16 protein-coding genes are annotated in these 21308 nt (G+C 76.9%); 5 read left to right on the forward strand and 11 right to left on the reverse strand.

Going from position 1 to position 21308, the window contains the following annotated elements; translation table 11 throughout:
• Positions 1-42 precede the first annotated feature (42 nt).
• The 9 genes from ftsW to mraZ form a co-directional block, all read right to left on the reverse strand.
• Positions 43-1812 carry a putative lipid II flippase FtsW gene (gene ftsW, locus G1H19_RS05280; protein WP_235927991.1) on the reverse strand — a complete coding sequence of 590 codons (1770 nt, stop codon included), beginning with the start codon at positions 1810-1812 and terminating at the stop codon, positions 43-45.
• Entirely contained in the window at positions 1809-3257 is a 1449-nt protein-coding gene (gene murD, locus G1H19_RS05285; RefSeq protein ID WP_162392547.1) for a UDP-N-acetylmuramoyl-L-alanine--D-glutamate ligase, read from the reverse strand. The genes ftsW and murD overlap by 4 nt, the downstream gene beginning before the upstream one ends.
• On the reverse strand, positions 3254-4330 hold the full coding sequence (mraY, locus tag G1H19_RS05290) for a phospho-N-acetylmuramoyl-pentapeptide-transferase (RefSeq protein WP_162392548.1): 1077 nt from the start codon (positions 4328-4330) through the stop codon (positions 3254-3256). Before mraY ends, murD begins: the two co-directional genes overlap by 4 nt.
• Positions 4327-5847: a UDP-N-acetylmuramoyl-tripeptide--D-alanyl-D-alanine ligase gene (locus tag G1H19_RS05295; protein WP_235927992.1), complete on the reverse strand. Its 1521-nt coding sequence runs from the start codon at positions 5845-5847 to the stop codon at positions 4327-4329. The genes mraY and G1H19_RS05295 overlap by 4 nt, the downstream gene beginning before the upstream one ends.
• Positions 5844-7463: a UDP-N-acetylmuramoyl-L-alanyl-D-glutamate--2,6-diaminopimelate ligase gene (locus tag G1H19_RS05300; protein ID WP_162392549.1), complete on the reverse strand. Its 1620-nt coding sequence runs from the start codon at positions 7461-7463 to the stop codon at positions 5844-5846. Before G1H19_RS05300 ends, G1H19_RS05295 begins: the two co-directional genes overlap by 4 nt.
• Positions 7464-7521: 58 nt before the next feature.
• Entirely contained in the window at positions 7522-9504 is a 1983-nt protein-coding gene (locus G1H19_RS05305) for a peptidoglycan D,D-transpeptidase FtsI family protein (protein WP_235927993.1), read from the reverse strand.
• A 66-nt stretch (positions 9505-9570) separates the two neighbouring features.
• Entirely contained in the window at positions 9571-10326 is a 756-nt protein-coding gene (locus G1H19_RS05310) for a hypothetical protein (RefSeq protein ID WP_152728730.1), read from the reverse strand.
• On the reverse strand, positions 10323-11300 hold the full coding sequence (gene rsmH, locus G1H19_RS05315; RefSeq protein ID WP_152728728.1) for a 16S rRNA (cytosine(1402)-N(4))-methyltransferase RsmH: 978 nt from the start codon (positions 11298-11300) through the stop codon (positions 10323-10325). Before rsmH ends, G1H19_RS05310 begins: the two co-directional genes overlap by 4 nt.
• A 448-nt stretch (positions 11301-11748) precedes the next feature.
• Positions 11749-12183, reverse strand: coding sequence for a division/cell wall cluster transcriptional repressor MraZ (gene mraZ / locus G1H19_RS05325; protein ID WP_162392810.1), 435 nt, complete (start codon positions 12181-12183; stop codon positions 11749-11751).
• A gap of 258 nt (positions 12184-12441) precedes the next feature.
• Here mraZ and G1H19_RS05330 point away from each other — a divergent pair, with 258 nt between their 5' ends.
• The 3 genes from G1H19_RS05330 to G1H19_RS05340 are packed head-to-tail and all read left to right on the forward strand — an operon-like array spanning position 12442 to position 17224.
• A complete protein-coding gene (locus tag G1H19_RS05330) occupies positions 12442-13521 on the forward strand; it encodes an AAA family ATPase (protein ID WP_235927994.1) in 1080 nt (359 codons plus the stop codon).
• Between the two features lie 14 nt (positions 13522-13535).
• Positions 13536-14891, forward strand: coding sequence for a DUF58 domain-containing protein (locus G1H19_RS05335; protein ID WP_162392550.1), 1356 nt, complete (start codon positions 13536-13538; stop codon positions 14889-14891).
• Positions 14888-17224 carry a transglutaminase TgpA family protein gene (locus G1H19_RS05340; protein WP_235927995.1) on the forward strand — a complete coding sequence of 779 codons (2337 nt, stop codon included), beginning with the start codon at positions 14888-14890 and terminating at the stop codon, positions 17222-17224. Before G1H19_RS05335 ends, G1H19_RS05340 begins: the two co-directional genes overlap by 4 nt.
• A 282-nt stretch (positions 17225-17506) precedes the next feature.
• On the opposite strand, the gene G1H19_RS05345 is transcribed toward G1H19_RS05340, so the two are convergent.
• Together G1H19_RS05345 and dinB are read right to left on the reverse strand one after the other, a co-directional pair.
• The gene (locus tag G1H19_RS05345) at positions 17507-17932 is read right to left on the reverse strand and encodes a DUF3040 domain-containing protein (protein WP_235909438.1); all 426 of its coding nucleotides are present in this window, start codon (positions 17930-17932) and stop codon (positions 17507-17509) included.
• 158 nt (positions 17933-18090) lie between these two features.
• A complete protein-coding gene (gene dinB / locus G1H19_RS05350; RefSeq protein WP_235927996.1) occupies positions 18091-19266 on the reverse strand; it encodes a DNA polymerase IV in 1176 nt (391 codons plus the stop codon).
• Positions 19267-19608: 342 nt separating this feature from the next.
• Between dinB and G1H19_RS05355 the strand changes: the two genes are divergently transcribed.
• Together G1H19_RS05355 and G1H19_RS05360 are read left to right on the forward strand one after the other, a co-directional pair.
• Positions 19609-19971, forward strand: coding sequence for a BatC protein (locus G1H19_RS05355; protein ID WP_152728724.1), 363 nt, complete (start codon positions 19609-19611; stop codon positions 19969-19971).
• Between the two features lie 128 nt (positions 19972-20099).
• Positions 20100-21308: a cupin domain-containing protein gene (locus tag G1H19_RS05360; RefSeq protein ID WP_235909437.1), complete on the forward strand. Its 1209-nt coding sequence runs from the start codon at positions 20100-20102 to the stop codon at positions 21306-21308.

A 21308-nucleotide genomic window follows, 5' to 3' on the forward strand; every position in this document is an offset into this window, starting at 1 on the left:
GGGGGGTCGGCTGGGGCGCCGCGGAGGACGTCTCAGCACCGGTCACGGCTGCGGCCGCCCGTGCCGATCGGTGCGTACGTGTCGGCCGGTGGACGCGCGGGACCGCGCGTCCGGCCGGGATCCGGGGGCGGGGCGGGCGTCGAGGTCGGTGCGCACCCCTGCAGCCTGCCGGTCGCGCGCCGGTCCGGCGTCCCGGGGGGTCACCCGGGCGCGGCGGGAGCTGCGCGGGTCGGCCGACGGGGCGGTGGCAGCCGACGGCGCGGTGGCGGCCGACCGCTCGCGCGGGACCGCCCGGGTCCGGGAGACCGGGTGGCCGTCGCGCTGGCGCAGCGGCGCGGTGCCGTCCACCCCGCGCAGCGGTGCCCGCCGGTCGGGTCCGGGTCGGCGGGGCGCCGGCACGCCGAGCGCGCCCGGGTCGGCCGCCGGCCGCGGCCGGGGGGCACGCCGCTGCCCGGGCCGGTCGGGGCCGGCGGGGCGGGCGCCGACCGGCTCCCGGACGGGACCGCGCGACGAGCCGCGGGCCGGCGAGCCGGCCGGGCGGCGCACGTGCCGGGTGTCGACGGCCTGGGCCGGCACCGGCAGCAGCAGCCGGGCCAGCCGGCTGCGCTCGGCGGTGCGGGCCCACTCGACCGCGCCGGGCTCGGAGCGGGCGAACCGGGTGAGCAGGCCGACGATGAACAGGGTGAGCACCAGGGACGTGCCGCCGGCGCTGATCAGCGGCAGCTGCACGCCGGTGACCGGCAGCAGGCCGACGACGTAGCCCATGTTCATGGTGGCCTGACCGATCAGCCACACCGTGATGGCGACGCTGGCGACCTGGACGAAGCGGTCGGTGGAGCGCCGGGCGATCCGGAAGCCGGTGTAGGCGAGCACGCCGTACAGGCTGATCACCACCAGGCAGCCGAGGAAGCCGAGCTCCTCGCCGATGATGGCGAAGATGTAGTCGCTCTCCGCCTCCGGCAAAAGGTCCCACTTCATCCGACTGTTGCCCAGCCCGACTCCCCAGAACCCTCCGGTGGCGAGCGCGTACAGGCCCTTGATCGCCTGGTAACCGTCGCCCGTCGGGTCGGCAAAGGGGTTGAGGAACGAGGTGATCCGCTCAGCGCGGTACGACGCACTGGTGGCCAGGTACGCCACCGCACCCACACCGGCCGCGATGAGTCCGACCCAGTAGCGCAGCGGCAGCCCGCCGGCCCAGAGCAGCCCGGCGACCACCAGACCCAGGCTGACGGAGCCGCCCAGGTCGGGCTCCAGCATCAACAACGCGACGCAGACCCCGTAGACCGGTAGGACCGGCACGAGCAACGATTTCGTGGTCAGGTAGCGGTCCCGGGTTGCCAGCACGTGGGCGCCCCACAGGGCGAACACCAGCTTGGCGATCTCCGAGGGCTGGAGGAGCACCACCTTGAGGTCGAACCACTGCTTCGCGCCGTTGAGCTCGACCCCGATCAACAGCACCAGGACCAGCGAGAACACGGAGGCGAGCATCGCCCGACCGCACCAACGACGGATGGTGCTGATCGGCAGCCGGATGGCCGCGAACATCGCCACCAGGCCTATCGCGGCGAACACCAACTGCCGGACGCCGGGCGCCCAGGCCGGCTCGTTGTCCATCGCGGCGCTGACCGCGGAGGCGGAGAACACCATGACCAGGCCGATGACCAGCAGCATGCCGCCGGCGCCGAGCACCAGGTGCGAGCTGGTCATCGGGTCGTCGAGCCACGCCGGTGCGCGGAACACCGGGCGGCGGACCGTCGTCCGGCGGGTGGGTGGGGTGGCCGCGGGCGGCGCGGCGGGGACGGCGCGGGTCACCCGAGGGCCCGCACGGCGTCGGCGAAGGCACGGCCCCGGTGCCCGTAGTCGGTGAACACGTCCATCGAGGCGGCGGCCGGCGCGAGCAGCACCGTGTCACCGGGCCGCGCCAGGCGGGCGGCGGCCGACACCACCTGCCGCATCACGTCCTCCGCGCTCACCCGTTCCCCCGTCCCACCAGTCACACCGGTCACCACCGCCCCATGGTCGCCGCTGGGCACCACGGTTCGTGGGACCGACGGGGCGTGTCGCGCCAGAGATCGGGCCAGCTGCTCCCGGTCGCGGCCGAGCAGCACCACCCCGGCCAGCCGCGGGGCGACCTGGGCGACCAGCTGGTCGACGTCGGCGCCCTTGAGCAGGCCACCGGCGATCCACACCACCCGGGGGTAGCCGGCCAGCGAGGCGGCGGCAGCATGCGGGTTGGTGGCCTTGCTGTCGTCGACGAAGTCCACGCCGTCCACGGTGGCCACCAGCACGTTGCGGTGCGCGCCGCCGCGGAACCCGGCCAGCCCGCGGCCGACGTCGGCCGGTGACACCCCGGCGGCCCGGCCGAGGGCGGCGGCGACCAGGGCGTTGGTGAGGTTGTGCGGGCCGGCCACCTGCAGGGCGCCGGCCTCCAGCAGCAGCTCCCCCGCCGGGCCCTCGCTGAACGCCCGGTCGACCAGCGCGCCGGCGCGGACACCCAGCTGGCCGGGCGCCGGCTCCCGGAGGGTGACGGTGACCGGGTGCGGGTGCGCGCGCACCAGGCCGGAGGCCACCGGGTCCCCGGCGTCGGCGACCGCCACCGGGGTGAGCGCGAGCACCCGCGCCTTGGCGTCCCGGTAGGCCTCGGGCGAGCCGTGCCAGTCGACGTGGTCGTCGGCCACGTTGAGCACGGCAGCCGCCGCCGGGGCGATCGTGCTGGACCAGTGCAGCTGGAAGCTGGACAGCTCGACGGCGACCGCGTCGAAGCTCGGGCTGCCGTCCGGCTCCCGGGCGGTGACCACCTCCACCAGCGGCCGGCCCACGTTGCCGGCCGCCACCGCCCGCCGGCCCCCGGCCAGCAGCACCGCCTCCAGCATGGTGACCGTCGTCGTCTTGCCATTGGTGCCGGTGACCGCGTACCAGGGCGCCGGCTCGCCGTCCGGCCCGGGCAGGCGCATCCGCCAGGCGAGCTCGGGCTCCCCGACCACCTCCACGCCGGTGCGCGCGGCGCCGACCAGCAGCGGGTGGTCCGGCCGCCAGCCCGGCGAGGTGACCACCAGGTCCAGCCCCGGCGGCGGCGTCACCACCGGGCCCAGCCAGGTGGCGCCGGCGCCCACCAGCTCGCCGAGCACGGCCGGCTCGGCGGCGTCGGTGAGCAGCACCTCGTCACCGGCGGCCAGCAGCGCCCGGGCCGCCGCGGCGCCGGAGACGCCGAGGCCGGCGACCAGCACCCGGCGTCCCGGGCGGGGACCGGTGCTCACAGGCCGGTGAAGCTGAGCCAGTCGGTGTAGAACAGGCCCATCCCGAAGGCCACCGCCATGCCGGTGAGCAGCCAGAACCGGACGATGACCGTGTTCTCCGCCCACCCCGCCAGCTCGAAGTGGTGGTGCAGCGGTGCCATCCGGAACACCCGGCGGCGGGTGGCCCGGAAGAACGCCACCTGGATGACCACCGACATGGTCACCGCCACGAACAGCCCGCCCAGGACGACGAGCAGCAGCTCGGTCCTGGTGACGATGGCCAGGCCGGCCATCAGCCCGCCCAGGGCCAGCGAGCCGGTGTCGCCCATGAAGATCCGGGCCGGTGAGGTGTTCCACCACAGGAAGCCCAGGCACGCGCCCATCGCGGCCGCGGCGACCAGCGTGACGTCGATCGGGTCGCGGACCTCGTAGCAGCCGGCGGCCAGCGCGGTGCTGCAGTCGTGGCCGAACTGCCAGAACGAGATGATCACGTAGGAGGCGAACACCATCGCCGAGCAGCCCGCGGCCAGCCCGTCCAGGCCGTCGGTCAGGTTCACCGCGTTGCTGAACCCGGCGATGAACAGGTAGGCCAGGATCACGAACCCCACCGAGCCCAGCGCCAGCGGGGCGATGTCCCGGACGAAGGACACGTTCGTCGACGCCGGGGTCACCCCGTCGCTCTCGAACTGCAGCGCCAGCACCGCGAACACCACGCCCACCAGCAGCTGGCCGACCAGCTTCGCGGTCTTGTTGAGCCCCAGGCTGCGGCGGTGCCGGATCTTCAGGTAGTCGTCCAGGAAGCCGACCGTGCCGAGCCCGACCATGAGCAGCAGCAGCAGGACGCCGCTGGCGGTGACCCCGCGGCCGGGCTGGTTGAGCAGGAACAGGTGGGCGATCAGGTACCCGGCGACGGTGGCGCCGACGATCACCGTGCCGCCCATGGTGGGCGTGCCCTTCTTGGACAGGTGGCTCTCCGGGCCGTCGTCCCGGATCTCCTGGCCGAAGCCGCGGGTGCGGAAGGCCTTGATGGCCAGCGGCGTCAGCAGGATGGAGATGGCCAGGCCGAAGCCGGCCGCGATCAGGACCGACTTCACGCGGTCACCGACCCGGCCGGAGGGGCGGCCAGCAGCTCGGCGGCGAGCAGCTCCAGGCCGTAGGACCGCGAGGCCTTCACCAGGACGACGTCCCCGGGCTCGAGCACCCCGGCGAGCAGCGCGGCAGCGCCCTCACGGTCCGGCACGTGCACCACGCCCTCCTCCTGTCCCCGTCCCGGGTCCCGCCCGTACCGCTGCGCCCACTCCGCCGCCGCCCCGGCGTGCAGGGCGACCGCGTCCGGGCCGACGGCGACCAGCAGGTCGACCCCGCTGCGCACCGCCTCGCGGCCGAGTCTCTCGTGCTCGGCCGGGGCGTCCGGCCCCAGCTCCGCCATCGCACCCAGGACGGCGACCCGGCGGCGGCCGGCCAGGCCGGCGAGCGCGGCCAGCGCGGCCCGCATCGACTCCGGGTTGGCGTTGTAGGCGTCGTTGACGACGGTCACGCCGTCGGCGCGGACGTCGACCTCCATCCGCCACCGGCTGCGCGGGCCGGCCGCGGTGAGCGCCGCGGCCACCTGGGCCGGGGCGAGGCCCACGGCCAGGGCGGCTCCGGCGGCGGACAGCGCGTTGGACACCTGGTGCGCGCCGATCACCTGCAGCTCCACCGGGTGCCGCTCGCCCGCGGTGACCAGGGTGAACCGGCCGCGGGCCCGCTCGTCGAGCTCGACGTCCTCGGCGCGCACCTCGGCGTCGGGCGCGAGCCCGGTGGACAGCACCCGGGCCCGGGTGCGCGTGGCCATCGCCCGCACCCGCGGGTCGTCGGCGTTGAGCACCGCGGTGCCGTCGGCGGGCAGCGCCTCGACCAGCTCGCCCTTGGCCGCTGCGATGCCGTCGGCACTGCCGAACTCGCCCAGGTGCGCCGACCCCACGTTGAGCACCACGCCCACCCGGGGCCGGGCGACCCGGGTGAGCCGGGCGATGTGGCCACTGCCCCGCGCGCCCATCTCCAGCACCAGGTACCGGGTGCCGGCGTCGGCGGTGAGCACGGTGAGCGGCAGGCCGATGTCGTTGTTGAACGACCCGACCGGGCTCACCGTGGGCCCGGCGGCGCCGAGCACCTGGCCGAGCAGGTCCTTGGTCGAGGTCTTGCCCGACGAGCCGGTGATGCCAACGGTGACCAGGCCGCCGGCGGTCAGCCGCCGGTACACCTCGTGGGCCAGGGCGCCGAGGGCCACCACCGGGTCGGCGACGACGATGCACGGCAGCGCCGGGTCGGGCCGGGAGCACAGCGCGGCCACCGCGCCGGCGCCGGCGGCGTCGCCCAGGTGGGCGTGCCCGTCGACCCGCTCACCGGGGAGGGCGACGAACAGGTCCCCCGGTGACACGGTGCGCGAGTCGACGGTGACGGCACCGGTGACCGGCACCGCTCCCACCGGCCCGGCGGGGGCCGGAGCACGGGGCGCTCCAGCAGGCGTCGCGGCGGGCGGCGCGGAGGGCGACGGGGACGGCTGCGGGGAGCCGGGGACCAGCTCGCCGGAGACCGCGGCGGCGACCTCGGCCAGCGTCAGGGGGATCACGCGGGGGCACCAGCATCCGGGGTCGAGGGGGTGGGGTGGCCGGCCGGCCCGGCGGTGGGCCCACCGGGGGTGGCGTGGCCGCGCTCCAGCAGCTCGCGGAGCACGGTCCGGTCGTCGAAGGGCAGGACCCGCCCGGCGACCTCCTGGCCGGTCTCGTGGCCCTTGCCGGCGACGAGCACGGTGTCGCCCGGGGCGGCGCGGGCCAGGGCCGCCGCGATGGCGGCGCGGCGGTCGCCCACCTCCAGCACCTCGGCCCGGCTCCCGGCCGGCACGCCGTCGGCACCGGCGCGCATCGCGGCGCGGATCAGCGCCGGGTCCTCCGAGCGGGGGTTGTCGTCGGTGACCACGAGCAGGTCGCTGCCGGCCGCGGCGGCGGCGCCCATGCCGGCGCGCTTGCCGGGGTCGCGGTCACCCCCGCAGCCGAGCACGGTGAGCAGCCGGCCCGGGGTCGACCCGCGCAGCGCGGCCAGGGCGGTGGCCACGGCGTCCGGGGTGTGCGCGTAGTCGACGACGGCGACGAAGGGCTGCCCGGCGTCCACCGGCTCCATCCGGCCGGGCACCACGGTGGCCGCGATGCCCTCCAGCGCGGCCTCGACCGGCACGCCGACGGCGTCCAGCAACGCGACGGCGAGCACCGCGTTGGCCACGTTGAACCCGCCGGGCAGCCGCAGCCGCGCAGGCCAGGAGCGCCCACCCGGGCCGTGCAGCGTGAAGGCCGAGCCGCCGGCCGGGGCCCGCTGCACGTCACCGGCCCACCAGTCGGCGTCCGTGCCGGTGGTGGAGACGGTGACGGTGTCCCCGCGCACCAGCCGCCGGCCGTGCGGGTCGTCGACGTCGACCACCTCGACCGCGGCCCGGCCGTCGAACAGCAGCGCCTTGGCCCGGAAGTAGCTCTCCAGGTCGCCGTGGAACTCCAGGTGGTCCCGGGAGAGGTTGGTGAACCCGGCCGCGGCGAAGCGCACCCCGCCCACCCGGCCCTGCACGAGGGCGTGGCTGGACACCTCCATCACGACCGCGCGCACACCGGACCCCACCATGCCGGCCAGCAGGCCGTGCAGGGCGGGCGCCTCCGGCGTCGTCCGGACGCTGGGCAGGGCGCTGACCACCGGGGCGCCGGTGGCGTCCCGGCCGCGGGTGCGGGTCTGCACGGTGCCGATCAGGCCGCTGTCCCAGCCGGCGGCGGCGAGGCCGGCCTCGACCAGGTAGCTGGTGGTCGTCTTGCCGTTGGTGCCGGTGATGCCGATGACCGGCACCCGGTGGCTGGGCTCGCCGTGGAGCCGCGCGGCGACCGGGCCGAGCGTGGTCCGCGGGTCGTCCACGACGCACACCGGCAGCCCGGTGGCCTCGGCGTCTGCCCGGCCGGCCGGGTCGGTGAGCACCGCGGCGGCGCCGGCGGCCGCGGCGTCGGCGGCGAAGCGCGCGCCGTGCGTGCGCGCGCCGGGCAGCGCCGCGTAGAGGTCGCCGGGGCGCACCTCCGTCGAGGCCAGGGTGACGCCGGAGACGACGGTGGCGGGGTCACCGGACACGGGCTCGCCGACGAGGTCGGCGAGGTCGGTCAGCAGGTGCGGGTCGGTGCCCGCAGGACGGGGCACCGACCCGGGCGCGGTCGGGCTCACGGGGGGCCAATCTACCGGCGGGCCCCGCGGGCGCCCGCGGGCACGCGCGGGGCCGGGGTCACGGTGCCACGAGGGTGAAGTCGGGCCGCGCCGTCCCGGTGGGTGCGACCCGGTCCAGGGTGAGCACCTGCCGCATCACGTCGGCGAACACCGGCGCCGCGACCTGGCCGCCCTCGGCGTCGCTGTTGGGCCGCTCCAGGTCGACGGCGACCACGTACCGCGGGGCGTCGGCGGGGGCGAAGCCGACGAAGGTGGTGAAGTAGCCGCCGCCGGAGTAGCAGCTGCAGTCGGGGTTGGCGCGCTGCGCGGTGCCGGTCTTGCCGGCCACCCGGTAGCCCGGCACCTCGCCCAGCGGGGCGGTGCCGCCCTTGCCCACGACGGCCTCCAGCATGTACGCCACGGCCCGCGCGCTCGTCTCGCTGACCACCCGGGTCGGCTCCGGAGCCGGCGGGCGGGTGACGGTGCCGTCGGCCGCGGTCACCGACTCCACCACCCGCGGCGGGATGCGCACGCCGCCGTTGGCGATGGCCTGGTAGACCGACGCCATCTGCAGCGCGGTCACCGAGACGCCCTGCCCGATCGGCACGTTGGCCGCCCGGCTCGCCGTCCAGTCCGCGGAGGGCTCGAGGATGCCGGCGCTCTCCCCGGGCAGTTCCACGCCGGTGCGGCTGCCGAGGCCGAAGGCCCGCATGTAGGCCTCCAGCTTCGCGTCGCCGACCTCGCGGGCCAGCATGATCGTGCCGACGTTGCTGGACTTGGCGAGGATGCCGGTGACGGTCCAGTCGACCGGCGCGTGGTCGTGGGCGTCGGTGACCACCTTGTCGCCGGCCTGGATGTGCCCGTTGACGCTGAGCACGGTGTCCGGGGTGGCGATGCCCTCCTCGACGGCGGCGGCCATGGTGACGGCCTTCATCACCGACCCGGGCTCGAACACGTCGGAGACCACCGGGTTGCCCAGCAGGTCGGGGTCGGTGGTGTTGTAGCTGCCCGGGTCGTAGCCGGGGCAGGAGGCCATGGCGACCACCTCGCCGGTCTGCACGTCCAGCACGACGGCCGACCCGCTGGTGGTGTCGCCGTCGGCGCAGGCCTGGTCCAGGCGCTGCTGGACGATGTACTGCACGTCCTCGTCGAGGGTCAGGGTGACCGTGCCGCCGTCGACGGCGGGGGTGCTGTCGTCGATGCCGCTGGGGATGACGTTGCCGTTGGCGCCGACCTCGACGCGCTCCTCCCCCGGGGTGCCGGCCAGCACGTCCTGGTACTCCGACTCGATGCCGGCCAGCCCGGTGCCCTCGCTGCCCACGAAGCCGACCACCTGGCCGCCGACGGCGCCGGCCGGGTACAGCCGGACCGGGTCGTCGGCATAGCTGATCCCGGCCAGAGCCGGGTCGAGGGCACGGATCTGGTCGGTCACGTCCAGGGCCACCCGGCGGGCGAGCACCACGTAGCCGGAGTCCCGGGACAGCTTCTCGACCAGCGTCTCCACCGGGACGCCGAGCAGCCCGGTCAGCGCCTGGGCGGTGGCCTGCGGGTCGGAGATCTGCCGGGGGTTGGCCACGACGCGCTCGGCGTCGACGGAGTAGGCCAGCACGTTGCCCGCGCTGTCCAGGATCTTCCCGCGCACCGCGTCCACCGGGTAGGAGCGCATCCGCTCGTCGGTGGCCTGGGCGGCGTAGGCGCTGCCGTCGATGCCCTGCAGCACGACGAGCCGGACGGCGATGGCCCCCAGCAGCAGCACGAGCAGGACCGCGCCCCAGCGGTGCGAGCGGCTGCGGCCGGCGGTGCCGAGGCGGCCCTCGACGCGCCGGCTGCCGGGCTCGCGGCGCGGGGCGAAGGCGCCGCCCCGTCCGGGTGCCGCGCTCGCGCCGCGTCCGGGTGTGGTGCTGGAGCCCCGCGCGGACGGGGCGTTCGCGCCGCGTCCGGGCGCCGGGGCGCCTGCCCGCGCCGGGGGCACGGCCCGGCGGGCCGGGTCGGGGCGGCCTGCCCGGCCGCTGGCCGGGCCGCGACTCCCCGGTTCCCGGCGGCGCCGGTCGTGATCGTCCACGCCCTCAGGGTGCCCGTTCCGGCGCCGATCTCCTGGACCCCAGGACGATGGCGTGTCCGTCACCGGTCAGTCACCCTCCGCCGCGGGCGCGGGAGCGGGGGTGGCCGGGTCCGGGGTGGGCGTCCCGGCCGGGGCGGGGACGGCGGCACCGGGAACGGTGCCCGCCGGAGGGGTGCCGCCGGGAGCGGCCGGAGCCGCTCCTGCGGGGACCGCCGGCGCGGGCGGCGGCGGGGGCACCGGGGCCGGAACGGCCTCACCGACCACGGCGGAGCCGCCGTCGGGGTCCAGCACCAGGTGCGCGGCGGTGCCCGCGGGCACCATGCCCAGTGCGGAGGCGGCCGCGGCCAGGGCGGCACTGGTGCTGCCGGCGGTGACCCGCCGCTCCAGCTCCTCCACCTCCTGGGCCTTCTCCGCGTTGGCGGTGCGCTGGCGGGTGGCCTGCAGGGAGTCCACGGCGATGGCGGTGTTCAGCGCCAGCAGCCCCAGCGAGGTGGCCAGGATGAGCACCACCAGCAGCAGCACGTAGGGCGCGCGGCGACCGCTGGGGGTGGTCCACCAGCGGGGCGTGCCGGTCGTCGTCGCCGTGGCGCCGGTCGCCCCGAGCCGGCCGGGCACCAGGCGCAGCGGCGGCACCGGCTGGGACGTCGAGGGCAGGGGCGGCACCGCGCGGGAGTGCCGGACCGGTGCGGACACCGGGCGCGCGGCCGGGGCGCGGCGCGAGCTGCCGGTGCGCACGGCGCCGGTGCGGTGCACCGCGGGGCGGTTGCCGGTGCGCGCGGCGGCCGCGCCGGCGGCCGGGCGGGGGGCGGGCGGGGTGCTCACGGCGCACGCCGGATGCGCTCGGCCGCCCGCACGCGGGCGGAGGCGGCACGGGGGTTGGCGGTGATCTCGGCGTCGTCCGGGGCCTCGCCCCCGCGGGTCAGCAGCCGCAGCACGGGCGCGTGCTCGGGCACCGGGAACGGCATCTCCGGCGGGGTGCGGTCGGTGGCCTGCGCGACGAGCACCTGCTTCACGATGCGGTCCTCCAGGGACTGGAAGCTGATCACGACCAGCCGCCCGCCGACGGCGAGGGCGTCCAGGGCGGCCGGCAGGGCGCGGGTCAGCGCGCCGAGCTCGTCGTTGACCTCGATGCGCAGCGCCTGGAACGTGCGCTTGGCGGGGTGCCCACCGGTGCGCCGGGTGGCGGCCGGGATCGAGTCCCGCACCAGCTCGGCCAGCCGCGCGGTGCCGCGGAACGGCTCGCGGGCGCGCTCGCGCTCGACGGCGGCGGCGATCCGGGAGGCGAACCGCTCCTCGCCGTAGACCTTGAGCACGCGGGTCAGCTGCCCGCGGCTGTAGGTGTTGACGACGTCGGCGGCGGTGACCGGGCCGGAGGGGTCCATCCGCATGTCCAGCGGGGCGTCGGTGGAGTAGCTGAAGCCGCGGTCGGGCCGGTCCAGCTGCAGCGAGGAGACGCCGAGGTCGAAGAGCACGCCCTGCACCTCCTCGATGCCCAACCGGTCCAGCACGTCGCCGATCTCGTCGAAGACGGCGGGCACCAGGGTGACGCGGTCGGCGAGCCCGGCGGCCGCGACCCGCCGGGTGGCCTCGGCGCGGGCGTCCGGGTCACGGTCCAGACCGACCACGCGCAGCCCGGGGTGGGCGCGCAGCAGGGCGATGGAGTGGCCGGCCAGGCCGAAGGTGGCGTCGACCAGCACGGCGCCGTCGGCGGAGCAGGCGGGGGCGAGGAGCTCGGTGACCCGGTCCAGCAGGACGGGCACGTGCACCGGCGGCCCGGAGGGCTCGGTGCTGCTCATCGTCGGCTGCCTCTCGGTGGGCGGTGGGTTGGACCGGCCAGGAGGCGCGGGACGCCGGCTGCCGCGCCGGGTGCGGGGCGGGGCCGGGGTGTGCACGGGAGCGGGCGGGGTGGGGGCCGGTGGGGGGACGGCGCGGGTGGGGCGGGGTGGCGCGGGTGGGACGGGGTGGGGCGGGAGGACCCGCCGGGCCCGCCCGGCGCCGTGGGGAACGGTGCCGGGGCGGGCCCCCGCCGGCACGGCGGGGGTGCTGCTCGTCGGTCGTGCGGTGGATCGGTCCTGCGGTGGATCGGTGGTGCGGTGGAGGCGAGCCGCGGGGAAGTCGGCTCGCACCCGGTCGTTCGAGTCGCGGGGAAGTCGACTCGAGCGGGAGTGCGTCGTGCAGGTGCTCCTCGCGCGGAGGGGATTCCGCCCGGTGGAGCGGTCGCAGGGACGGGTCGGGGACGGAGGGTCAGGACAACGTCGGCATCCCCTCGCTCTCCATGGCCGCGTACTCGGCCTCCTGCTCGGCGACGTAGGCGTCCCACGCCGCGGAGTCCCAGATCTCGAAGCGGGTGTCGACGCCGACCACGACCACGTCGCGGTCCAGGCCGGCGTACTCCCGGAGGGAGGCGGGGATGGTGATGCGGCCGGCCCGGTCGGGCTCCAGCTCGGCCATGGAACCGAAGCCGAGGCGGCTGAGGGCACGGGCCTTGGCGGTGTCGGAGGCGACCGCGGCCGCTCGCGCCCGCTGGACCTCCGCCACGCGCTCGAGGGTGAGTCCGTAGAGGCAGCGCTCCTGCCCCTTGGTGATCACCATGCCCGCGGAGACCTGGTCCCGGAAGCGGACCGGGAGCGCGACGCGACCCTTCTCGTCGAGGCGCAGAGGGAAGCTGCCGACGAACACGGGATCACCTCCGCCACCTGGTCCTCCTCTGGCTCCACGGGATCCCGAGTGGACCCCGGCTCCCCATTGCTCGACACATTAGCCCACTGGCCCCCACCAAACACCACTTCGACCCGTGTCGTCCCCACACCTCCCCCGCGCCCCACCGGCCAGGTCAGGACAGCCGGTCACGGCGTGATCACGAGCTCCGTGACCGGACGTGCGGAGCGCTCCCGCGCGGCCACCGCGCGTGGCGGGTGGCCACGTACCGTGGGCGGGGTGACGGAAGCGACAGCGACCGCCCGGACCAGCTCCGGCGACGCCCCGGACGCGCACCCCGCCGCGTCCCCCACCGGGTCCTCCACCCCGGCCCACGCCGCGGAGCCGGCCGCGCCCCCGGAGTCGGAGCCGGTGCGGCACGTCGACGTCGCGGCGGAGGGCGCCGCGATGGCCGCGGCCATCGGCCGGGTGGTCGAGGGCAAGCCGCACGTGGTCCGGCTGGCGCTGGTCGTGCTGCTGGCCGAGGGCCACCTGCTCATCGAGGACGTGCCCGGGGTCGGCAAGACCACGCTGGCCAAGGCACTGGCCAGGTCGATCGACGGCACCGTGCGGCGCATCCAGTTCACCCCGGACCTGCTGCCCAGCGACGTGACCGGCGTCTCGGTCTACGACCAGGAGAGCCGCGCCTTCGAGTTCAAGCCCGGCGCCGTGTTCGCCAACCTGGTCGTGGCCGACGAGATCAACCGGGCCTCGCCGAAGACGCAGTCGGCACTGCTGGAGTGCATGGAGGAACGGCAGGTCTCCGTGGACGGCGTGACCTACGAGCTCGCCCGGCCGTTCATGGTGGTCGCCACCCAGAACCCGATCGAGATGGAGGGCACCTACCCCCTGCCCGAGGCCCAGCGCGACCGGTTCACCGCGCGGGTGTCGATGGGCTACCCCGACCGCGAGGCCGAGCTGGCGATGCTGGACGAGCGCGGCACCGTCGACCCGCTGGCCGCGCTCACCTCGGTCACCGACGCCGCCGGCGTCCGGGCGATGGTGGCCGCGGTGCGCGAGCTGCACGTGGCCGACGCCGTCCGCCGGTACGTGGTGGCGCTCGCCGAGGCCACCCGCCGCTCCCCCGACCTGCGCCTGGGCGCCTCGCCGCGGGCCGGGCTGCAGCTGCTGCGCGCCGCGCGCGCGGCCGCCGCCCTGGCCGGCCGGGACCACGTGCTGCCCGACGACGTGCAGGCGATGGCCGGCCCGGTCCTCGCCCACCGGTTGCTGCTCACCCCCGACGCCGCGCTCGCCCGGCGCAGCGCCGACACGGTGGTCACCGACCTGCTGGCGACCGTCCCCGTGCCGCGCGGGCGCTGACGGGCACCCCGCACGTGTCCACCGGGCGGGTCCGGACCGCCTTCTCCTCGCTCACCCTGCGCGGCCGCTGCCTGGTGGCCGGCGGCATCACCCTGTTCGCCCTGGGCGCGCTGCTGGGTGAGCAGGCCCTGCTCTCCCTGGCCGTCTTCGCGCTGGTGCTCCCGGCCCTGTCGGCGGCCACCGTGCTGCGGGAGCGGTTCCGGCTGGCCTCCCGGCGCACCGTCGTGCCGGCGCAGGTGCCGCGCGGCACCGACGCCGAGGTCCTGCTGGAGGTGACCAACACCGACCGGCGTCCCGGCGGTACGTGGGCGCTGTCGGAGCTGGTGCCCGGCGACCTGCACGCCGAGCCCCGCTTCCTCGTCGACCGGCTGCCCGCCGGGGCGACCGCGGCGCTGCGCTACCGGGTGCACGGCTCCCGGCGCGGCCGGTACGCCCTGGGTCCGCTGCGGCTGCGGCTGGTCGACCCGTTCGGCCTGGTGCTGCGCACCACCGCCGGTGCCGACACCGCGCCGCTCGTCGTCGTCCCCCGGGTGCGGCCGCTGTCGCCGGCCGGTCTGGACGGCGGCGCGGGCGGCGGCGGTGCCGGGCTGCGGCGGTCCTTCGCCGTGCAGGGCGAGGACGACGTGAGCACCCGGGAGTACCGGCACGGCGACGACCTGCGCAAGGTGCACTGGCGGGCCACCGCGCGCACCGGGGAGCTGATGGTGCGACTGGAGGAGCGGCCGTGGCGCTCGCACGCCACGCTGTTCGTCGACACCCGCCGCAGCGCGCACCTGCTGGGCGGCGGCCAGGTCGTCGGCCCGCCCGGTGACCCCGCGCCCCCGCCGGACAGCCTGGAGTGGCTGGTCGAGGCGGCGGCCAGCATCGGCAGCCACCTGGCCCAGCGGGGGGCCACGGTGCGCGTGGTCACCGACACCGGCGAGCTGACCCCCACCGCATCCCGGGGCGGGTTCGACGCCGGGGAGCTGCTGGACCGGCTGGCCACCCTGGGCCCCACCCGCACCGGTGAGCTGGACCTGGGCATCGAGGCGCTGCGGCGGGCCGGCGCGGACGGACCGGTGGTCTGCCTGCTGGGCCTGGTCGGGGTGGAGGACGCCGAGGCGCTGGTGCGCGCCCGGTCCGGCCCCAGCCGGGACGTCGCGGTGCTGGTCGACGTGGTCAGCTGGGCCGACGCCGGCGGCTCCCGGGGCCGGCGCCCGCTGGCGGCGGCGGCCCGGGCGGAACTGGAGCGCCAGCGCACCGGCGCCGTCGACCTGCTGCGGTCGGCGGGCTGGCGGGTGGCCACGGCAGGAGCGGACGAGTCGGTGGAACAGGTCTGGGACAGGGTGACGTCGGGCCCGGAGCTCGGGTTGCGGACGGTGGCCTCGTGACCGGTGCAGGGGTGAACGGCCGGTCGACCACACCGGGGGTCGCGGCCGGGGTGGCGACCGCGCTGGGGTCGCTGGCCTTCAGCCCGGTGTTCGCCGTCGCCGACTGGGTGCCGCCGGTGGTGGGCGCCGTCGTGGTGGTCACCGTCGTCGGCCTGCTGCTGCGCACCACGCTGCCCTGGGCGGTCGACTCGCTGGGCCCCGGCCGGGACCCGGGCGGCACGACGCTGGGCTCGGCGGTGGTGCCGCTGGTGCAGCTGGCGGTGCTGTTCGCCTACCTGACCTGGGTGTTCGCCCCGCAGCACACCGCCTGGGGGCTGCCGACCCCGACCAGCGCCGCGGACCTGTTCGCCGTCTTCGGCAGCGGCGGTGAGCAGTTGCGGGAGCAGGCCACCCCGGCCCTGCCGCTGGACGGGCTGGTGGCACTGACCACGGTCGCGGTCGGGCTGGTCGCGCTGGCCGTGGACCTCGTCGCCGCCGGCGCACGGCAGCCGGCGCTCGGCGGCATCGGGCTGCTGGTCCTCTACTGCGTGCCGGTGAGCACCGTGGTGGGCGACGTCGGCGTGCTGACCTTCCTGGGGCCGGCAGCCGGGTTCGCCGTGCTGCTCTGGGCCGACCAGCGCACCCGACTGGCCGGGCGGCTGCGCTCGGGCCCCGGGGCACCGCTGGGTGCGGGCACGCTCACCGCGCTGCGCACCGGCGCCGTCGCCCTGGTCGCCGGGCTGCTGCTGCCCCTCGCCGTCCCGACCCTGGCCGAGGGCCAGCTGGCCAAGGGGCTGGGGAACAGCACCGGCTCGGGCGGGACCGGCACCAGCCTGGACCCGTTCGCCGAGCTGCAGGGCGAGCTGTCCCTGCCGCAGCCGATCCCGCTGCTGTCGGTGGCGCCGTCCGTGGACGACCCGCCCTACCTGCGCGCGGTCACCCTGGACGTGTACGGCGACCGGGGCTGGCGGATGGGCGCCCTGGACGAGGACGAGCCGGCCGTGTCCGACGAGCCGCTGGCCCCCCTGCCCGCGGGCTCCAGCGGCCGCGAGGTGGACGCCACGGTCACCGTGCTGCAGCACGACGACCGGTTCCTGCCCGTGCCCGGGTCGCCGCTGAGCGTCCGGATCGACGAGGACGAGGACGACTGGTACCTCGACACGGGCACCAGCACCGTGTTCGGCGAGGACGTCACCACCGGCGGGCGCACGTACGAGGTCACCGCCGCCGAGCCCCGGCCGAGCGAGGCGCAGCTGGAGGCCAGCCCCGGGGAGTACGACCAGGACGTCGCCGAGCGGTACCTGGCCCTGCCCGAGCTGCCGCCCCGCGTGACCGACCTGGCGGTCCGGCTGACGGCCGGGGCGCAGACGCCCTACGACCGGGTGCGGGCGATCAGCGACTACCTCACCGACCGCGCCAACGGCTTCACCTACAGCCTGACCACGGCCGCGGGCACCACCGGGGACGCGCTGCTGGACTTCCTGGACGCCAAGCAGGGCTACTGCGAGCAGTACGCCGGGGCGATGGCGGTGCTGGTCCGCGCCGCCGGGGTGCCGGCGCGGGTGGTGCTCGGCTACACGACCGGGATGCTGCAGACCGACGGCAGCCGGACGATCACCAGCGACGACGCGCACGCGTGGGTCGAGGTCTGGTTCCCCGGGGTCGGCTGGGTGACCTTCGACCCCACGCCCATCTCGGCCGGCCGCGCCGTCGAGCTGCCGTGGGCCCCGCGGGCCGACGCCCCGGTACAGCCGCAGCCCGGCACCCCGGAGGCGCTGCCCGCACCCACCGCGGCCCCCGCGCCGCCGACCGCCGAGATCGACGAGGACGACCAGTTCGTGCCGGTCGCCGTCGCCCCGCAGGACAGCGCCGTCCCCTGGCGCAGCCTGCTGCTGGGCACCGGCGGGGTGGCGCTGCTGGCCGGACTGCTCGCCGCACCCGGGGTCGCCCGGGCCGGGCAGCGGCGGCGCCGGGTGGCCGACGGGGGGCCGAGCGCCCTCTGGGACGAGCTGATGGCCACCGCCGAGGACCTGGGCGTGCTGGTGCCGGACACCCGCACCCCCCGGCAGACCGCCCGGCAGCTGGCCGAGCTGGTGGCCCCGCTGGAGCCCGACGCCGTGGCCGCGGTGCGCGCGCTGGCCGTGGCCGAGGAGGGCAGCAGCTACGGCCGGCCGGGGAGCGCCGTCGTGGGCCCGGTGGACGCGCTGGGCACCGCCCGCCGCGGTCTGCTGCGGGCCACCTCGCGCAGCGAGCGGGTGCGCGCGCTGCTCTGGCCGGTATCCACGATGCGCGGGCTGGCAGCCACCGTCACCGGCTGGGCCCGCCGGCGCCCGGGGCGCACCCGCCCGGCCTGACGCCCGGGCCGCCTCGCGGCGGCCGGGTCGTAGCGCGGCTCCGCCTGCGCTTCGTGCGCTGCGGTCCCCGGTCGGGTCGGTCCCTGGCCGGGGTCGGCCCCCGGCAGGTCAGCTCCCCGGCAGGTCGGCCCCTCGGGTCGGGCCGGCCCCCGTCAGGTCGGCCTTCGGTTCGGGTCTGCCCCCGTCAGGTCGGCCCCCGGGTCGGCCGCGGCCACCTCGGGCGCAGACGACGACAGCCGCCGTCCCGGGGGACGGCGGCTGTCGGTGCGTGCGAGGAGGCTGCTACTGGTCGTAGCGCCGGCGGAAGCGCTCTTCGAGGCGGCCCTTGAGCGGCTGGCGGCGGGGCTTGGTGGAGCTGGCACCGCCCGGCCGGCCGCTGGTGCCGGAGGCGACCGGACCGGTCTCCACCGCCCCGGTCGCGGCCTTGTAGTTCAGGACACCGAGCACGGCGCCGCCGAAGGCGACCAGGAAGGCGAGTACACCGAGCGGGACGCTCCACGCCACGCCGGCGACCAGGCCGGCGAGCCCGAGGACGATCAGCAGGACGCCGATCTGGAGCTTGCGGCGCGCCTTGATGCGGTGGTCGCCGGTACGGACGGTGGAAGCGAACTTCGGGTCGTCGTCGACCAGCGCACGCTCGATCTGCTCCAGCAGTTTCTGCTCGTGCTCGGAGAGCGGCACGTCGGCCTCCAGGTGCGCGGAACTCAAGTGCGTCGGTGGCTCTCCACCGACGGTACCCCGAGGATACGAGGCGTTGGCACAGTGCGAAAGGCGAGAGCCTCCCGACGCGCCAGCAGCCCGTGTGGTTCATCCCATGGAGGGGCCGGGAACGTTCTCCCGCGCGGCGCCGGGGACCGGGCGGGCGGTCAGGGCCGGCCGCCGCCGCCGGCGGCCGGCCGGATCAGCGTGCCCGGGCGCACGGCCCCGGCACCGAACCGTCGCGCGGCCCGGTCGGCGGCCAGCTCGGCGTCCCGGCGGCCGTGCTCGCGCACGCCGAGCTCCAGCTGCTGGGCCGCCGAGCCCTCGTCGACCAGACGCTCGGCCCGCACCCCGACCAGCCGGATGCGCGCCCGGTCCAGCCCGAGGGCGTCGTAGAGCGCCCGGGCGGTGTCGTAGAGCTCCTGCCCGACGTCGGTGGGTGCGGCGAGCGTGCGCGAGCGGGTGATGGTGTGGAAGTCGGCGAAGCGCACCTTGATGCTGACGGTGCGGGCCAGGTGGCCGGCCGACCGCAGCCGCCCCGCGGTCCGCTCGGACAGCCGCAGCAGCTCCCGGTGCACCACCTGCGGGTCGTCGACGTCGGTGGAGAAGGTCTCCTCGGCGCCGGTCGACCGGTCCGGCTCGTCGGGGACGACGCGACGCGGGTCCCGGCCCCAGGACAGCTCGTGCAGGTGCCGGCCGGCGGCGGCGCCGACCGCCCGCTGCAGGGTCTGTGCCGGCACGTGCGCGAGGTCACCGACGGTGCGCAGCCCCAGGCGCAGCAGCACGTCCTCGGTCTTCGGGCCCACGCCCCACAGCGCCCCGACCGGCAGCGGGTGCAGGAAGGCCATGACCTCCGGGGGCCGCACGACGAGCAGGCCGTCGGGCTTGCTGTGGGTGGAGGCGAGCTTGGCCACGAACATGCTGCCGGCCACCCCCACCGAGCAGGTGATGCCCTGCTCGTCGTGCACGCGGGAACGGATGTGCTCGGCGATCGCGAGGGCGTCGCCCAGCCGGCGACCGGAGCCGGACACGTCGAGGAACGCCTCGTCCAGGGAGAGCGGCTGGACCACCGGGGTGATCGAGCGGAACAGGGCCATGACCGACCGGGAGACCTCCTCGTACAGCGCCAGGTCACCCGGCAGCACGGTGGCCGTCGGGCACAGCCGCAGCGCGCGGGACACCGGCATGGCGCTGTGCACCCCGTACCGGCGCGCCTCGTAGGTCGCCGAGGTGACCACTCCCCGGTTGCCGTGGCCGCCGACGATCACCGGGGTGCCGGCCAGCTCGGGGTGCCGGCGCACCTCGACGCTGGCGAAGAAGGCGTCCATGTCGACGTGCAGCACCGTGCACCCGGCAGCGCGCGCCGTGCTCCCACCCACCGGACCCCTCCCGTCGATCGAACACGTGTTCGACCAGGAGGATAGCCGGGACGGTCGGCGGCGTGGTCGTCCGCGGGCTGCTGGCGGCGGCGTGCTGCGCTCCCGGGCCCACGCCCAGGACACCTCGGACGACGGGCTGGCGCTGGACCTGCTGGAGGGGCGCCTGGACGCCGACCAGCTCACCGCGGAGCCCTGACCTGCCGGGGTACGTTCGGGCGGCAGGTGTGGGTCGTGGATCAACGCGGTAGGGACCCACGGAGCGGCCGCCGTCCGGTGGCCGGTCGAACTCAGAGATCGGAGAAGCCCATGGCGTTCGACGACGAGGACATGACCAGCGCAGAGGGCCCCGCGGACAGCGGCGCCGGCGAGGGCACCCCCGGTCAGCACGACGGCGGTGCCGACGGTGGCGCCGACGGTGGCGCCCACGGCCCCGCGGACGGCGGCGCTGCCGGTGGCGGCTCCGACGGTGGTGCCGATGGCGGCGCTGACGGTGGTGCCGACGGTGGCGCGGACGGCGGTGCCGACGGTGGCGCCCACGGCCCGGCCGACGGCGGCGCGCACGGGCCCGCGGACGGTGGTGCTGACGGCGGTGCCGACGGTGGTGCTGACGGCGGCGCCGACGGCGGTGCCGATGGTGGCGCCGACGGCGGCGCGGACGGGTCGGCCTGACCCTCACCGCGACCACGCAGGGCCGGGCGGCGTCCTCCCCCTCCGGGGACGACGACCGCCCGGCCCTGCGCCGCTGCATCACCGGCGACCCGGGGGTCTTCGCAGCGGAACACTGGTCGCGTCTGCCGATGCTGTCCCGGGCCGCCGACCTGGGTGGTGACTTCACCGACCTGCTGACGCTGGCCGACGTCGACGAGCTGCTGTCGACGCGCGGCCTGCGCACCCCCTTCCTGCGGATCGCCAAGGACGGCGCCGTGGTGGACCCGGGGCGGTTCACGTCCTCCGGCGGCGCCGGCGCCGAGATCGCCGACCAGGTCTCCTCGGACTCCGTGCTGCGCCTGTTCGCCGAGGGCAGCACCGTGGTGCTGCAGGGCCTGCACCGGCTCTGGCCGCCGCTGATCGAGTTCGCCGACCAGCTGGCCGCCGACCTGGGGCACCCCACGCAGGTCAACGCCTACGTCACCCCGCCGTCCTCGCGCGGGTTCTCCCCGCACTACGACGTGCACGACGTCTTCGTGCTGCAGGTGGCCGGGGAGAAGCACTGGACGATCCACTCACCGGTGCTCACCGACCCGCTGCGCACCCAGCCGTGGGCCGACAGGGCCGCCGAGGTCGCCGCCGCCGCCCGCCGTCCACCGGTGATCGACACGGTGCTGCGCCCCGGGGACGCCCTGTACCTGCCGCGCGGCTACCTGCACGCGGCCACCGCCCTGGGCGAGATCAGCGCCCACCTGACCATCGGGGTGCACCCGGTGACCCGGTGGGGTGCACTGGAGTCCGCCCTGGACCTGCTCCGGGTCGCGGCCGCCGACGACCCCGAGCTGCGCCGGTCGCTGCCGCTGGGCACCGACCTGGCCGACCCGGACAGCGCCGCGGACGACGTCGCGGCGGTGCTCGCCGGGCTGCACGCCGCGCTGGACCGGATCGACCCCGGGCAGGTCGCCGACCGGCTGCGTGCCCGCGCCTGGTCCCAGGTGCGCCCGCAGCCGGTCACGCCGCTGGCCACCTCCGCCGCCGCCGCCGCGCTCGGCCCGGACTCGGTGCTGCAGCTGCGGCCGCGTCTGCGCGTGCAGCTGCGCCCGGCCGTCGGCGACCGGGTCGCCCTGGTCGCCGGGCGGCGCACGCTCGACCTGCCCGCGGCCCGGCGACCGGCGCTGGCCGCGCTGCTGGCGGGGGCACCGGTCGCCGTCCGCGACCTGCCCGGCCTGGCCGCCGGCGAGCAGCTCGAGCTGGCCCGCCAGCTGGTGGTCGAGGCGGTCGCCGTGCTGCCCGGGTCACCGCCGGCCGGCGCGGGGCAGGATGGGGTGCGTGCGTGGGATGCCGGACCCGGGTCCTGA

Source organism: Goekera deserti, assembly GCF_010685995.1.
GTDB lineage: Bacteria > Actinomycetota > Actinomycetes > Mycobacteriales > Geodermatophilaceae > Goekera > Goekera deserti.